The sequence below is a fragment of the Rhodopirellula bahusiensis genome, from assembly GCF_002727185.1.
In the GTDB taxonomy this organism is placed as follows: Bacteria; Planctomycetota; Planctomycetia; order Pirellulales; family Pirellulaceae; genus Rhodopirellula; species Rhodopirellula bahusiensis.
This window is the reverse complement of record NZ_NIZW01000045.1, coordinates 1-15,270: the sequence shown is the minus strand read 5'-3', so window position 1 is coordinate 15,270 and position 15,270 is coordinate 1. Positions and strand designations below refer to the sequence as shown.

The 15,270-nt window shown below is 56.3% G+C and carries 10 protein-coding genes; 2 read left to right on the top strand and 8 right to left on the bottom strand.

Going from position 1 to position 15,270, the window contains the following annotated elements:
• Window positions 1-99: 99 nt before the first annotated feature.
• The 5 genes from CEE69_RS30525 to CEE69_RS30505 form a co-directional block, all read right to left on the bottom strand.
• Window positions 100-1,359 carry a cation:proton antiporter gene (locus tag CEE69_RS30525; RefSeq protein ID WP_233215810.1) on the bottom strand — a complete coding sequence of 420 codons (1,260 nt, stop codon included), beginning with the start codon at window positions 1,357-1,359 and terminating at the stop codon, window positions 100-102.
• 214 nt (window positions 1,360-1,573) lie between these two features.
• Window positions 1,574-1,927, bottom strand: a complete 354-nt coding sequence (locus CEE69_RS30520; RefSeq protein WP_099264312.1) for a hypothetical protein — start codon at window positions 1,925-1,927, stop codon at window positions 1,574-1,576.
• 180 nt (window positions 1,928-2,107) lie between these two features.
• The gene (locus CEE69_RS30515; RefSeq protein WP_099264288.1) at window positions 2,108-2,815 is read right to left on the bottom strand and encodes a hypothetical protein; all 708 of its coding nucleotides are present in this window, start codon (window positions 2,813-2,815) and stop codon (window positions 2,108-2,110) included.
• 321 nt (window positions 2,816-3,136) lie between these two features.
• Window positions 3,137-5,068, bottom strand: a complete 1,932-nt coding sequence (locus tag CEE69_RS30510) for a DUF1549 and DUF1553 domain-containing protein (RefSeq protein WP_099264287.1) — start codon at window positions 5,066-5,068, stop codon at window positions 3,137-3,139.
• Window positions 5,068-6,477: a DUF1501 domain-containing protein gene (locus CEE69_RS30505; protein ID WP_099264286.1), complete on the bottom strand. Its 1,410-nt coding sequence runs from the start codon at window positions 6,475-6,477 to the stop codon at window positions 5,068-5,070. The genes CEE69_RS30510 and CEE69_RS30505 overlap by 1 nt, the downstream gene beginning before the upstream one ends.
• A gap of 232 nt (window positions 6,478-6,709) precedes the next feature.
• On the opposite strand from CEE69_RS30505, the gene CEE69_RS30500 reads away from it, so the two are divergent.
• Complete coding sequence (locus tag CEE69_RS30500) at window positions 6,710-8,605, top strand: FG-GAP repeat domain-containing protein (RefSeq protein ID WP_233215808.1); 1,896 nt, start codon at window positions 6,710-6,712, stop codon at window positions 8,603-8,605.
• Here CEE69_RS30500 and CEE69_RS30495 read toward each other — a convergent pair whose 3' ends face one another.
• The 3 genes from CEE69_RS30495 to CEE69_RS30485 all read right to left on the bottom strand — a co-directional run bounded on the left by CEE69_RS30495 (window position 8,606) and on the right by CEE69_RS30485 (window position 13,887).
• A complete protein-coding gene (locus CEE69_RS30495; RefSeq protein WP_099264285.1) occupies window positions 8,606-10,045 on the bottom strand; it encodes a DUF1501 domain-containing protein in 1,440 nt (479 codons plus the stop codon).
• A 109-nt stretch (window positions 10,046-10,154) separates the two neighbouring features.
• On the bottom strand, window positions 10,155-12,512 hold the full coding sequence (locus tag CEE69_RS30490; protein WP_099264284.1) for a PSD1 and planctomycete cytochrome C domain-containing protein: 2,358 nt from the start codon (window positions 12,510-12,512) through the stop codon (window positions 10,155-10,157).
• A 217-nt stretch (window positions 12,513-12,729) separates the two neighbouring features.
• The gene (locus CEE69_RS30485; RefSeq protein ID WP_099264310.1) at window positions 12,730-13,887 is read right to left on the bottom strand and encodes an AraC family transcriptional regulator; all 1,158 of its coding nucleotides are present in this window, start codon (window positions 13,885-13,887) and stop codon (window positions 12,730-12,732) included.
• Between the two features lie 212 nt (window positions 13,888-14,099).
• On the opposite strand from CEE69_RS30485, the gene ltnD reads away from it, so the two are divergent.
• A complete protein-coding gene (gene ltnD, locus CEE69_RS30480; protein ID WP_099264309.1) occupies window positions 14,100-14,999 on the top strand; it encodes an L-threonate dehydrogenase in 900 nt (299 codons plus the stop codon).
• Window positions 15,000-15,270 lie beyond the last annotated feature (271 nt).

Sequence of the window (15,270 nt, the reverse complement as noted above, 5' to 3'; positions counted from 1 at the left end):
AAGCCATTTGCTGAGCGAGCGGAATCAAGAATCGTTGCTGAGCAAACCAGCGAGAGTCCTCGACATCAGTTGCCGACTGAGACACGAATCGCCGAGCGTTCATTCGCTGGCGGGAGATGTCTCGTCATCCTTTCCGTTCGCGTACCTTTGCATCATCAAGGATGCTGCGTTGCTATGGATCATGATAGAAAGCGTGATTGTGGTGAGGACGATTCCGGCGAGTCGATTCGCAATGCTCTCCTCCAGCCCATGACTGATCGCGTAGCTCAGGTAGTAGAGCGATCCGATTCCGCGGATGCCGAAGAGCGAGATCAGGACCTTTTGCGAGAAGCGAATGTCTTTCATCCCAAGCGCGAGCAACACGCCAATCGGCCGGAACAGAAGGAATACAAGCATCGCGATCCACCAATCGTTCGCGATCGTCCAGTAGGAGGTTACTAACGCGCCGACCAGCACGACGACGGCAACTTCCATGATACGCCCGAATTGGTCATTCACTTCGGTCACCGTGTGCATCAGCTTGTCAGGCTGTTCGTCATCGGATTGCCTTTCCGCGTACCGCCGCATCGCGACGCCCGCGGCGAAGACCGCCAGAAATCCGTAGGCATGAATCAACAACGCGGCCCCATAACTCAGCCCGATCAGGCCCAACGTCAACGCTTCTTCACAGGCGGCGGGCGAGTTGGTCTGACGTTTGATCCACACCGCCACGCGGCTGACTGAGTAACCACTCGCCCAGCCAATACCAAGTCCTGCGGAGGTTGCCCACAAAAGATCAACCGTGATCCATCGCCAACCATATTCGCCAAGCGAATGGTGACCGAGCAATCCCAGTCCAAGCATGATGAACGGAAAAGCGGCCCCGTCGTTCAATCCCGCTTCGCCCGTGAGTGCGTATCGCAATCGATCCGTGTCTTGATGATGTTTGACTTGAACGTCGCTCGCTAGCACTGGATCCGTCGGTGCAAGAACCGCTCCCAGCAGAATCGCCGCCCCCAAGGGCAAGCCCAGCAGCATCGTCCCCACCATGGCGACTCCGGCGATCGTGACAATCATCGTCACGGACGCCAACGGAATGGGGGCCGTGAGGTAGTGATACCACTTTGGTTTGAGTTGCAATCCGGCGGTGAGCAAACTGATCAGGACAGCGACTTCAGTCACTGACTCCACCACTTTGACATGTTTGATCAACTCGAAATCAAGCAATCGCAGGCCCCAAGGTCCGATCGCGGCACCGATCAGCAGGTAGAGGGCGGGCATGGACACCGGCCAACGACGCATTGGGCCTCGACCCAGTGCAGCGAGCAGAAAGATCAGCCCGGACAGAAGTGCCCAAGCGGTCACCGGTTCCACACTCATCGTTGCATCCTTGTTTTGATGCACTGGCTCTGGCGACCAGTGATATTGGGCATTGTCATGTAGAAGAGCCAGCCCATCGGTGGTGGACTGGGCAATGCCACACCGGTGCGGCGAACGCGTGCGGGCACCTCCCGCTTGATATTCACCGCCGCCCAAACGAGCAACCGGGCCGATGCCTCAGTGGCTCGTGTGTTTTGTCCAATCACTTCCGCGCTCAGCCTCGGGCGCGATAGCCATACGCGTGTTGGATGTAGGCTCGATCGGCCTCGTAGTCGCCGTCGTATTCATCGCGAAGTTTTCGATCGACATTGTCGTTCCAAGTGGGATGCTCGGTGCCGAAACGATTTTGAGCGGTGTAGCCAAACCGGAAGGCTTGTTCCCGGTTCTCAAAGGCATCGTCTGAACCAGACATCTGTTTCAATGTGTCGTCGACATCTTGGTCCATGTCGCGTGACGAGTCGGATCCGAAATCCGCCTTCGTTTGCTCCCAGTCATTCGCAAACGCTTTTTTGATGCGTTCCCAGGTGCTCAGGTCGTCGTCGGTGTAGGTGTATGCTTTCGTAGCCATCAGAAACTCCTTGTGGATGGGGATCATTTCCGTGAGCAGCAACTCACGTTGACCAGGAGCGAGGAGCAAACGCCGGGCCGATCGCGATTACGGCACATCTTCTTCAGCCATATCCTCACCATGCGTTTTGTAGATGTGGCGATAGTCACTGAGGTTTGGATACTGTTTGTGTTTGCTTTCCTAGGACGCTTCAGGGAGTGGGGACGACGTCAGGGAGATTGCGGGGACTGGCTGAGAACTGCTGGGTGAGGGACCTGGCAGGAAGGTTTTCAGGACCAGATGCGTTGGGTAATAGATCACGGCAGGCAGGCCGACGAACAGCATTGATAGCCACGCCCATCCCGGCATCCATTGTTGTGGCTGAGCGTCGTCCATGCCGTGCACATAGTTGATGTTGTGGGGTTGGTTGGGGAAGTCCAGCTGAGCACCGGCGGGTGGCATCAGGAAGTAACAAACCACCAGCAACAGCCAAGCGATGCCTGTCCAAGCGACAAACGCGCGGCGGTCGTAGCCCAGTCGCCACACGAGATAGATCAACAACATGGGCAACCAGAAGTGGAAGAAGGATAAACCGCGAGCGAAGAGCGAGATGCCCGGATCGAACATGTAGTCAGTCATCCCCGTCGCGGGGACACCGATCAGTTGCCCAACAAAGTCGACTTGCCAAAGCAGTTGCGGGATGGTGATCCCAACCGCGGCCATTGATGCAAAGATCGGACGTTCCGTCCACACCGCGGCAACGGCGAGGAACAATGCGACGTCGCAGAAGTAGAGAAAATTGGTTGGTCCGTATTCGATCCAGTAGTACGGAGTGAGGACTGCGACGAAGGATGTGAAGGCGATCTTGATCCAAAGAGGGATCGTTTGGGATGGCGTGGAGCGGTACATGGCATGATCTTGTAACGTGGTTCCGATTGGTCGATACGTACCATGAGCCCACCGGGGCTCTCGCGCTTCGCATGCGGAGGAGCAATTCGTCGAAACTATTGCGGAAATTAACTCGTTTGGATTCGGACGTAGAAGACCGCCGGTTACGGTGGTTTTCTGGTGGTGAGTAATGCGAAATAGGCCACGCTTGCACTGGGTGGAAACCGGACGCTAACGCGTTGCGGCTGATGTTGCTGGCCTTGCTAACGCGGCGGGTTGTAGATTGTCGCCGTCACAGTCCCCTGTGACGTACCCGGCTAACCTGGCACGAGTGCATTGCGTTCAGTCGACGGTGACGAACTCGTTGCTATTGAAGAGTACGAGGCAAAGGTGAGCGTGTTTCTCGGCATTGGTCGCCTTGCTGGCGCTCATGAAGTCTTGTACTTCACGCTGTTCATCCCTGGTCGGTGCTCGGCCGAGCGTGCGTTGGAAAGCGGATTCGATGCGTTGGGGTTCAGACGCGAACTCTGTCGCGATGGTGGTCGCCATCTTTCGAGACAATTCAAGCGAGAACTCGGAGTTCAGTAGGTGAAGCGACTGCGGGGCCGTGGTGGAGACGCCTCGGCTTGAACAGCTGGTGTTCGCACTGGGGCGGTCGAACACTTCGAAGATCGGGTAACGCAAATTTCGACGTGCGAAGACAAAAATGCTGCGCCGATGGTGCTCGGACGGATCCTTCGTGACGTTCCATTGGTTCTTGAGCAACCTTCCGACCAGTTCTTTTGGCAGCGGCGGGCGAATGCCGGGGCCACCCGTCTTCCAGTTGATCTGCTCGGACGCAACCAGCATCGCGTCACGGATTGCTTCGCCTTCCAATCGCCAACGCGGGTAGCGTGACAACAGCTCAGCACGAGGGTCCAGCTTCTTCGCTTCCTTCCACGCGTCTCGTTCGACCGCAGTCGCGTCTCCAGCCAACCGGCTGCGTTGACGGTAAGTGGCCGACGTGACGATCGTTTGGTGAAGTGACTTCAAGCTCCATCCACGCTGGACGAATGTGGCTGCGAGCCAATCCAATAGTTCGGGATGGCTGGGTTCGGATCCCATCACGCCAAACTCACTGGGCGTACTTGAAAGCCCGACACCGAAATGATGTTGCCAAACACGGTTGACGATGACACGCGAGGTCAACGGATTCTCCTCCGCAACCAACCAATTTGCCAAAGCCGTTCGGAGTCCGGCGGTCGTGTCGGATGGCTTGGGTGAGTAGAGGTTCGGTTCCCACGAAACGACTCGAATGACGCCGGGGTTCAGCTCAGGCCCAGGACTGCGGAAATCACCTCGCAACATCAGATGGCTGGGTTGCTTCGATGGGAATGATTCAACGAGTGTTGAGAGCGAGCGATTCTTCTTCAGTGAGACCGCGGGATCGAAAATGGCTCGCAATCGGTAGAAGTCCGCTTGGCTGATCGGGTCGTACTTGTGATCGTGACACTGGGCACAACCGACCTGCAAACCGAGGAAGACTTCGCCGATCGTCGACGTCAATTCGTTCAAGACCGTGTGTCGACGCTCGTCCGCCAGATTGATGTCTGGCATGTCGGGACCCGAAAGACAAAATCGCGTCGCGGTGAGGGCTGATTCGTCGTTCGGGTGAATTTCATCCCCAGCGATCTGCAGGCGAATGAATTCGTCATACGGCAAGTCGTTGTTAAGCGAGTCGATGACCCAGTCTCGATACTTCCACGCGTTGGGTCGAAGCTTGTCATGCTCGAAGCCATCCGTCTCCGCGAATCGAGCCAGGTCGAGCCAGTGTTGTGCCCAACGTTCGCCATAGCGTGGTGAGTCGAGCAGCCGATCAACCAACCGCTCGTAAGCATTGTCGCGGGTGTCGGATTCAAAGGCAGCGATCTGCTTTGGCGTCGGCGGCAATCCGGTCAGGTCGAAACTCAGTCGCCGAATCAGGGTTCGTCGCGATGCCTGAGGCTGGGGATTTAGCCCGCGTTTGTTCAATTCGTGTTCGATGAAATCATCGATCGGATTCCGACGCCATGCTGAGTCGGCTGGTTTCGGTACTTCGGGCTTCTCGATCGGTAGAAACGCCCAGTGTTCGCGATCGTATTCGTCAATCGGCAGTTCGATGTACTCGGCGTTCTCTTCTGCCGCCGCGTAGCTCACTGCGTACAGGGTGTTCAGGGATACTGTGCACAAAGTTGTTAACGCAAGCCGCGAAAATGCTGCTAAGACGATGCGGTGCTGTCTTCGGGAGTGACGCATCAACTGATGATCCCTTCGATGAAGTTGGCTTCGTCGGGCCCGGTCAGTCGTTTGTCCAGCCCGTTGTGGAAGTGCGTCAGGTTGTTGTGGTCGATCCCCAGCAGGTGCAGCAGCGTCGCATGAAAATCGTTGACAGACACTTTATCGGTGACCGCCCGCAGTCCGATCTCATCCGTTGCTCCGTAGGCCCGCCCGCCGCGAATTCCGGCACCTGCGAGCCAGACGCTGTAGCCCCAAGGGTTGTGGTCGCGGCCCTTTCCTTGTTCGCTCATGGGCATCCGTCCGAATTCGCCACCCCAGATCACCAGCGTGTCTTCCATCAACCCGCGTTGCTTGAGGTCTTGTAGTAAACCCGCGATTGGTTTGTCGGTTCGCTGGCAGTATTCGGTGTGATTCTTGTCAACGTTGGCGTGTGCGTCCCAGCCATTCGTGTCGCCGGAATACAGCTGGACAAACCGAACTCCACTTTCGAGCATTCGACGGGCCAGCAAGCATCGTTCGCCAAATTCGCGTGTCTCCTTTTGGTCGATGCCATACATTTGCTTTGTTTGTTGAGTCTCCTGTTGTATGTCAACCAGCTCCGGTGCTTCGGATTGCATGCGAAACGCCAATTCATAGGCCTTCACTCTGGCCGTCAATCGATCATCTGAATCTCGTTCTTCCAAGTGCCTTCGGTTTAGTTTGTGTATCAGCGATAGATCGTGCTTTTGTTGTCGAGCGGTGACACCCGGTTGTGGTTGCAAATCCAGAATCGGAGAGGCACCCGGACGCATGGTGACGCCTTGGAAAGAAGCGGGCAGATATCCATTTCCCCATGCTGGCGGTCCACCCTTCAGTCCTCCGCCAGGGTCGGGCAACACAACGAACGCGGGCATGTTTTGATTTTCAGATCCCAATCCATACGCAACCCAACTGCCAACACTCGGGCTGCCCATCAAGATGCTGCCCGTGTTCATTTGATAGACGGACTGCGGATGGTTCACGCTGTCACCGTGCATCGATCGAATCACGCAGAGATCGTCAGCGTGATCGGCTATGTTTGGAAGGAATTCACTGATTTCCAGTCCCGATTGTCCTCGTGGACGAAAACGACGGATGGGTGCCAAGAGTGGATTCTTCTTCACATCGCGGCGTGTCATCACGTTGCCAAAACTTTCTGGCAATGGTTGGCCGCTGTACTTGCTCAGCGCAGGTTTGGGGTCAAACAGATCAACGTGGCTGGGGCCTCCGTGCATGAACAGCCAGATCACACGTTTTGCACGCGGAGCAAAGTGCGGCTGATGAACATCTGGTCCTGATTCCGCTTGTGCGAGCGAAGCACACGCGAGCATTCCCATTCCGCCGCCGGCGCCAGCAAGGAAGTTCCGTCGAGATTGAGAGTGTGACTGATTCGTTGGGTGCATGTGCATGGCCTCGTTGATCAGTGGATCGTTGTCGATTGATGCTCAGAGAATCGCGACGGGGCGACGCTTGTCTGAATCTTTCGATTCCTACTATAGCGGAATGGAGCAGCAGTCAGTGATTTGTAGTCGCGTCGTGAAAGAAGAATGTTCCATGGTGTGATTTGTTTGGGTCACCGGAGGACTCACGCCCTTCCGCTATGATGCACGTATCGAAAAAGTTCCGGAACGTTTGGGTGCGATGGCTCTGTTGAAAAGCTTTGATTGCACCGGAGCCGTTTTGTTCGGACTTCGTCCCTCCGTCAGCACGACATCCATGTGCCTGACAACCTTCTGCTTGGAGTCCCACAATATGATTGCGTCGCGAATTTTCCTGTTGGTCGGTATCACGGTGTCAGTTTTGGCAAGCGCCGAAGAGTACAGCCTGCACTCGTTTAAGAGACAACAATTGACGGACACCTATTTTTCAGAGGGCGCCGGTGCAGCTGACATCAACGGGGATGGTGCATTCGACGTTGTCTACGGACCGTATTGGTTCGAAGGCCCAGCTTTCAAAGCGAAGCATGAAATTTACCAACCAGTACCGCAAAACATGGATCGATATGCGGATAGCTTCTTCAGTTGGATGCACGATTTCAACGGTGACGGGCTGGACGATGTCTTGGTTGCTGGCTTTCCCGGGACCCCGGCGTACGTTTACGAGAACCCAGGGAAGGAAGGATTTGACCAACACTGGCCAAAGCATCAGGTGTTCGACTGGGTCTCCAATGAGTCGCCACAATGGATCGACGTTGTTGGCGATGAAAATCCGGAGTTGGTTTGTACTCGAGACGGATTCTTCGGTTTCGCAACCGTCAATTGGGAACATCCGTTTGAGGCGTGGGAGTTCCATCCCATTTCAGAACAGATCGCCGCGAAGAAGTTTGGTCATGGGCTAGGAATCGGCGATGTGAACGGAGATGGACGACAGGATTTGATCCATTCGAAGGGGTGGTTTGAACAGCCGCGAACGAATCCGCTAACGTCTCGTTGGTTCCACCATTCTGTTTCCTTGAGTGAAGGGTACGGTGGCGCTGAGATGTACGCTTATGATGTGGATGGAGACGGCGACAACGACATCATCACCAGTCACCGTGCTCACGATTTTGGTTTGGCTTGGTATGAGCAGATCGCAGGTAGCGACAAAAATGAACCGCAGTTCAAACACCACTTGATCATGGGCGGGCATCCTTCCGAAAATAAGTACGGCACCGTGTTCAGCGAATTGCATTCGGTGGCATTGGCTGACATGGACGGCGACGGTCTGAAGGACATTGTTACCGGCAAGACATATTGGTCACATCATCGGCAGAGCCCTCAATGGGATGCCGGTGCAGTTGTCTATTGGTTCCAGTTGAGTCGCGGCAACGAGGGTGTGGATTGGATTCCGCACCAAGCAGACGGTGAAGCGGGAATCGGTCGCCAGGTGTCGATCGTCGACATCAATGATGACAACCTGCCCGATATCATCGTCGGAGGAATGCTGGGGGCTCATGTTTTGACCCATGAAGTGAGGTCGGTCAGTGAGTCCGAATTCGATGCGGCCCAGCCGAAGGTCTACACCGGTCCAAAGCTTCCCAAGGTGGAAGGTGCCGAGGCGCTTCGTGGTCCAAAATCAAAGATCGACAGCAAGACTGGTCAGGTGCGGGGTGCGATTGAAGCGGAGGCATTGACTGGCAAATCGACCGGAGGATCTGCCAGGGTTCAGGATATGTCTCGATTCAGTTCAGACCAGTGGAGCAACCAGTCTCAGCTTTGGTGGACGGGTGCCAAACCCGCTGACACTCTGAAGTTGCCGCTACCGGAGTTCACCGGAACCGTTGATGTCGACGTCGTGCTCACGTGCGCAGGCGACTATGGAATCGTGCAATTGACGCTGGATGACAAACCGCTTGGCCCGCCGATCGATCTGTACAGCAGCAGTGTGGCTACAACAGGAGTCCTCAGCTTTCCAAAGATCGAGGTCGAGGGAAAGCAGCACTCGTTGAGCGTGCAGATTGTGGGAGCGAATCCCAAGGCGAAGAAGGCCTATATGTTCGCGATCGATTACCTGCGCATCAAAACACCAGATGGCTTTGTGAGGCAGGAACGACCCTGATCAAGCGAGGATGTCTTGGATCACCTTGCCCGCGACATCGGTGAGCCGATAGCTTCTGCCGTTGTGGAAGTAGGTGAGTCGCTCGTGGTCGAGACCAAGCAGGTGTAGGATCGTGGCGTGCAGATCGTTGACGCTGACGGGGTTCTCAACAGCCTCGTAGCCGATCTCGTCCGTTTCACCATAGCTGACGCCCCCCTTGATCCCCGCGCCCGCCATCCACTGCATGAATCCCTTTGGATTGTGATCGCGGCCCTTACCGTTTTGTGAGATTGGCATGCGGCCAAATTCGCCGCCCCAAATCACGAGGGTGGAGTCAAGCAACCCGCGTTGTTCCAAGTCAGAAAGCAAACCAGCGACGGGGACATCCGTGGCGGCGCAGTGATGTGTGTGGTTTTCCTCCAGGTTGTCATGAGCGTCCCATTCGCCGTCGCTGTAGACCTGGACAAACCGAACGCCGCTCTCGACCAGTCGTCTCGCCATCAAACACTTGGATCCGAATGATTTGGACCTTGGGTTGTCGATCCCGTAGAGCTCCTGGGTTTGCTTCGTCTCTTGCGAGAGGTCGACGACATCCGTGGCTTCCTTCTGCATCCGGAAAGCCAACTCAAACGATTGCATGCGGTTTGCGAATTCGGCGTCGCGCGTATGACGTTGCATGTGTTCGTCGTTCAGCTTCGCCATCAGATCGAGTTGTGCGATCTGGTCTTGCTTCGTGATTTGCGGTTGCCGATTGAGGTTGAGAACCGGTGTGCCGTTGGATCGAAACAGTGTTCCTTGGAAGGTCGATGGCAGGAATCCGGCACCCCAGTTGTGAGGTCCGCCTTTGGCACCTTTGGTGTTGCCCATTACAACGTAGCCAGGCAGGTTTTGGTTTTCACTGCCCAATCCATAGGTGGCCCAGGCTCCAGCGGTTGGAAATCCCGGGCGAGGCAATCCGCTGTTGATTTGGTAGATCGCGGGGACGTGATCATTCGATTCGCTGTAGCACGATTTGATGAACGCCATTTTGTCGACGTGCTTGGCGACGTTCGTGTACTTGTCGCATACCCACTGACCAGTTTCGCCATACTGTTGAAAGGAGAACGGCGACTTCATCAGTGGTCCGGGGTTGCCAAAGAAGGCCTGGATGTCGGTGGTGTCGCCATCTCTTTTGTCGAGTTCGGGTTTGGGATCGAACATGTCGACTGAGCTGGGCGCACCCTCCATGAACAACCAAATGACCGACTTGGCTTTGGCAGGGAAATGACCTGGCCGCGGTACCAGCGAAGTCATTGGCTCGGACGAGCTTTCGGTTGGCGGCGCACCCAGAAGGTTCTGCTCGGACATCAGATTGGCGAGACCAATCATTCCTGCGCCGGCACCGGCTCGGCAGAGCCACTCGCGGCGGCTGAGCATGTTGGCGACGCGACCGCAGGGAAACAGTTGTGAATGATTGGTCATGTTGGTTCGCCTCTGACTCAATGTAAGTTATTGAATAATGCGGTTGGTTGCCGGCGGTTGTTGGGTTGTTTCGACGGGCTTGGAAGCCCTTCGTACGGGGCATTGAAATTCAATCGATGTAGATGAATTCATTGAGCCCGAACAACGACTGGCAAAAATCAGTCAGCGCTTCGATCCGCGAGTCTCGTTCCGCTCGGTCACTTCGTGCGTTGGCTTGTGCATCGATGAACTGGATCGAGGTTCTCATTTCACTCTCGGTTGGCGGCCGGGCGAACACCGTTTCGAAGGCATCTTCGATGACCGGCTGCGGTTGCCATTTCGCTGGGTGGGATCCACTGGCTTGCTTCTGAAGCAAAAGGTTTGCGAAGTCACGAGCAACGGTGCGAACGAAGCGGTCATTGAGGATCACCATGGCTTGAGGTGCCACGGTGGTGTTTTGCCGTCGATCACAGCTGGTCATCAGATCTGGTCGATCGAACGCCTGGAACATCGGGTAGGGAATCAGTCGCTTGTGGAACATGTAGACGCTCCGACGCCGCGTGGTTTCGTTATCCGCGGCGTCTTTGGGGTAGCCCTCGCCTTGAATGTTGCGGGCCAAGTTGGCTTCCGGAGCGATGTAGGGTTTGAAGCCTGGTCCGCCCGCCTGCAGATTAAGCGTATCGCTTGCGGCCAGCATGGCGTCACGCATCACTTCCACCTCGAGACGCTGCGGGTTCATCTTCCACAAACGTTCGTTGCCGAGGTCGATCTCTAGTCCTCGTTCGTCGGACGCTTCTCGCGTGCTGGCTTGCTGCCAAACCGAACTGGTCAGAATCTCGCGGTGCAGCGTCTTGATGCTCCAACCACTCTCAACGAATCTGTCGGTCAGGTACTCAAGCAACTGAGGGTGCGACGGTGCGTCACCGTTGACACCAAAGTCGCTGGTCGTGTGCACGAGCCCCTTGCCAAAGTGATGGTGCCAAACTCGGTTGACGATGACACGGGCTAGTAACGCTCCGCCTCCATGGTCCGTGTCGGTGATCCAGTCCGCGAGGGCGCGTCGTTGCAATGTGCTTTTGGGTTCGCCATGATCGCAGTAGGCTTCTTTGGCCTTCTGCCAGTATTCATTGGCGTCGGCACCCGATGACAGCATGGCGGGGAAGCCGATGTCGACTTCAATTTCGCGATCGTAGAAATCGCTGCGTCGGAACAACCAAGTTGTTCGGCGTTCTTCGTCGAAGTCGCGAAAGAAGTATCCCTCTTCGCCGCTCGGTAGCTTGTCCGACACGCGATCACCGCTGTGGAAGACTCCCAACAGTTGGTAGTACTCTTTCGCCGAGAACGCATCGTATTTGTGATCGTGGCAACGAGCGCAAGCGACCGTGATCCCAAGCATGCCCGACCCGAGCGTCGAAATCACATCGTCCATCTCGTTGTAACGATTCGCAAGGCGTTCGCTTTCGATGAATGAGTCAGGCAATTTGAAGGAGGTGCCAGCGGTCAGGAAGCCGGTGGCGGACACCGCGGCATCGTTCTCTGGTTCGATCTCGTCCCCTGCAATTTGCCAACGCACAAATTGGTCGTAGGGCATGTTTTCGTTGAACGCTTGAATCACAAAATCGCGATAGCGATACGCGTGTGGACGGTCCATGTCCGCTTCTTGTCCATCGCTGTCGGCGTAGCGAGCCACGTCCAGCCAATGCCTTCCCCAACGCTCACCGTACCGGGGCGAACCGAGTAACTGGTCCACCAAATTCTGGACGGCGGCTTTCGAATCCTCCGAGTGAGCGGCGATGAAGTCGTTCGTTTGATCACGAGACGGCGGCAACCCGATCAGGTCGAAATACAATCGCCGCACCAGCGTTCGCGCATCGGCAGGCTGCGATGGTTTCAGTCCGGCAAGGTCCAATCGTTGTTGTACAAAAAGGTCGATCGGGCTCTTGGGCCAACCGTCACCCAATGACCGAGAAGGCGGATTCACTTTTTGCAGTCGTTGAAACGCCCAGTGAGTTTTGGCTCGATCCATTTTAGGATCCACGACATCCGCGTCTTCGGGCCATGGTGCTCCTTGATCGATCCAAGCACGCAGGAGTCCAACCTGCTTGGCCGTCAGAGGTTCGTATCCTTCCGGCGGCATCAATGCGTTGTCTTTGCCACCGGATACCAAATCAATCATCAAGCTGTCTTCGCTGTTACCCACGAGAATCGCCTCGTCGCTGTCGCCACCTTGAAACGCTTTGGCTTTGACGCCCAGGTTCAGGTTGCCTTCTTCCGTGGTGCCGGCGTGGCATTCGTAGCAGTTGTCTCGCAAGATCGGTTGAATGTCTCGAACAAAGTCGACCGGCTCGGAGTGCTCAACCGTCAACTGCTTGTCCGAAGCGGGAGTTCCAGCGTCATTGGCCAGGGCAACGCTGTAGAGCAGTCCAAGGCAGATTGCGAAGAACTGGGCGCGGCGATCGAACGGGGAGGTCATTGGAAAGCCGTTCATGCGTGTTCGCTGCGAGAGGATTGGAGGTGGGAGGCAGGTGACATCGCGAACCAATCAACGGTGCGTTCGGGCGATGCAATTGCGGCGGGACGTGCCACCGTATTCAATGGCAACGGCGGTTGGGACTGATCTTAGGATAGGTGAACCATAATTCACAGCAATTCGCAGACGCGCAAATCGCCTTCGATTTTTCGTTTGTCGCTGTGTTAGGCTCGCCTCAGGTCGCGTTGTTCCGACGTCGGTAGTCGCCGGGTGTGGTGCCGAATTGCTGACGAAAGGCTTGCGATAGAGAGGCCCCCGTTGCGAAGCCTGATTCGGCCGCGATCGTGGTCATGGATTTGTCCGAATCCAGCAGCAGTCGGCTGACGTGAGCCATGCGGACGCGGCGGATTTCTTCGGCGGGACTGCGATTGAGCTCCGCACGAAAACGCTGTTCCAGTCGCCTTCGCGAAATTGGGAACTTGTTCAGCAGGTCGGACACCGTGATGCCTTCGCGAGCCTTGTCGCGAATGTACCGCAAGACCTCTGCAATTTCGTCGTCCGGAATCGCGAGGATATCGGTCGAATGCCGGCCTCGTACCTGGAGCGGAGGAATCAAAGTTTCGTGTTTCGGCGTGGGACTCCCGTTCATCATTTTGGCGAGCATCCGCGATGCCGTTTCGCCGATCTGGTGACTGGCCAGTTCGACCGCCGAAATCTGGGGCGTGGCGACATTGCACAGCAGTTCATCGTCGTCCCCGGACAACACCACCAATTCATCGGGAATACGAATCGAGTCGACCGAACAAATCTCGACCAGTTGTCGGGCGGGGTAGGGATCCGCGGCAAAGATCCCCAGCGGACGCGGAAGGGTCGCGAGCCACCGCCGAACATTGGAATAGTTGGTCAGCCAACCTGATGTGTCGTCTCGCGTCGCTTCGTACATGGCACACTCGTAGCCGCCGCTCTTGACCGCGTCCGCGAAGGCCAATGATCGCACGTCGGAGTAGCGACCAATCGGCGGTGCATAACATGCAAAGTGCGTCAGGCCTCGATCACGAAGATGTTCGAACGCCATTTTTGCGCGAGCGGCATCATCGGTCGCGACACGAGCAAACCAATCGCATTTGGGAACCATGATGCCAACATCGACCACCGGTAGGTTGAGACTCTTGACGTGGCGGACCGAAGACGTGGATCGCAATGAAGCGATGATGCCATCGCCGTTCCAAACCTTTGGCAATCGCGGACGACCTTGTGAATCACGCGGTGAAATCAGCACCAACCAACCACTCGAATGACCAAAACGACAAATGGCCTCGACGACGTTGCGGCCCCATGAGTCATCGGTCTCAACCAGGATGCCGACATGTCGCGGTCGTTGAGTGTTTGTCATGGGACACGATTCCAAGGGCGGATCAATCGGTTTCTTTGCTGCGCAGTAGAGTAGCAGAAGTGCGCAGCTGCGCAGGAGTGAAACGGCGATCTCACTTACAATCCTTTCAACCGGCTGCATCTCGAACGTGATCTCGGTCAACGAAATCACCATGCGTTGCTCTGCCCACACCACTGACGCCAACCTCACAATCCTTGTCGAAAGAGATGCCCATGACCACTGCCGCGAAGATTGCTGTGATTGGTTTGGGGGCGATGGGATATGGGATGGCCAAGTCCTGCTTGCGGGCCGGCCATGAGGTTTGGGGCACAGACATCTCGCCTGATCCGGTCGAGCGATTTCGCGCCGAAGGTGGCCAGCCCGGCGACCTCAAGGACGTCGCAGAGACGCTGGACATCGTTGTCGTTTCTGTCCTCAACGCCGATCAGACTTCTGCGGTTTTGTTCGGTCCCAGCGGAGTGGCACGCATGATGAAAGAGGGTAGCGTCGTGATCGCCTGCGCGACGGTGGCCCCCGATTTCGCCCGTGATATGGCCAGTCGGTGCAACGATTGCGGACTGCATTACCTGGACGCTCCGATTTCCGGTGGCGCGGCCAAGTCCGCCAAGGGACAACTCTCGATCATGGCGGCGGGTTCTGAGAAAGCGTTTGAGGTGGCGAGTCCGGCGCTCGACGCGATGGCCGAAAACGTATTCCGGCTCGGGGAGGTTGGTGCAGGTTCGGCCATGAAGGCGGTCAACCAACTGCTCGCCGGAGTACACATCGCAGCCCTGGCCGAAGCGATGACGTTTGGCATGACGCAAGGCGTGTCACCGGAAAAGTTTCTGGAGGTGATCCCGCAGTGCGCCGGGACCAGTTGGATGCTGGAGAACCGCGGGCCGCACATTGCCGCCGGCGACTACACACCGCTGAGCCAAGTGAACATCTGGCCGAAGGACTTGGGCATCGTTTTGGACATCGCACGCGATGCGAAGTTCAGTGCTCCGTTGACCGCCGCGGCTCTGCAACAGTTTCTGGCCGCCGCGGGAATGGGGTTGGGCGGCGAAGACGACGCGGCTGTCGCGAAAGTCTACGCTCGCAACGCGAGTCTGGACCTGCCGGGGGATGATTGACTCAAGCGGTTGTGCCGTTTTACTTCACCCTCCTCAACGACGTTTCAGCGCATGGAGGATGGGTACTCTTGCCCGTCAGAGTCGGCCAAGACAACCAATCACAATCCGAAGCGTGAGCTTTGAAGTTGCGCTTTATCCGTTGATGGCCAACGGCCTTTTTCAACATAGCCAGGGGCATCGCCCTTGTCTTTACCCACAAGTCTCGTTCGTCTTGTGAAACACTTGGTTGAATTTTATCGTTTTTCAGCTTTGAATTCTGGTCGGGAAACTC

Coding starts and splice junctions, on each gene's coding strand:
- CEE69_RS30520 (WP_099264312.1), bottom strand. CDS start 1,927: ATGGCTACGAAAGCATACACCTACACCGACGACGACCTGAGCACCTGG.
- ltnD (WP_099264309.1), top strand. CDS start 14,100: ATGACCACTGCCGCGAAGATTGCTGTGATTGGTTTGGGGGCGATGGGA.
- CEE69_RS30515 (WP_099264288.1), bottom strand. CDS start 2,815: ATGTACCGCTCCACGCCATCCCAAACGATCCCTCTTTGGATCAAGATC.
- CEE69_RS30505 (WP_099264286.1), bottom strand. CDS start 6,477: ATGCACATGCACCCAACGAATCAGTCACACTCTCAATCTCGACGGAAC.
- CEE69_RS30525 (WP_233215810.1), bottom strand. CDS start 1,359: ATGAGTGTGGAACCGGTGACCGCTTGGGCACTTCTGTCCGGGCTGATC.
- CEE69_RS30490 (WP_099264284.1), bottom strand. CDS start 12,512: ATGAACGGCTTTCCAATGACCTCCCCGTTCGATCGCCGCGCCCAGTTC.
- CEE69_RS30510 (WP_099264287.1), bottom strand. CDS start 5,068: ATGCGTCACTCCCGAAGACAGCACCGCATCGTCTTAGCAGCATTTTCG.
- CEE69_RS30485 (WP_099264310.1), bottom strand. CDS start 13,887: ATGACAAACACTCAACGACCGCGACATGTCGGCATCCTGGTTGAGACC.
- CEE69_RS30500 (WP_233215808.1), top strand. CDS start 6,710: ATGGCTCTGTTGAAAAGCTTTGATTGCACCGGAGCCGTTTTGTTCGGA.
- CEE69_RS30495 (WP_099264285.1), bottom strand. CDS start 10,045: ATGACCAATCATTCACAACTGTTTCCCTGCGGTCGCGTCGCCAACATG.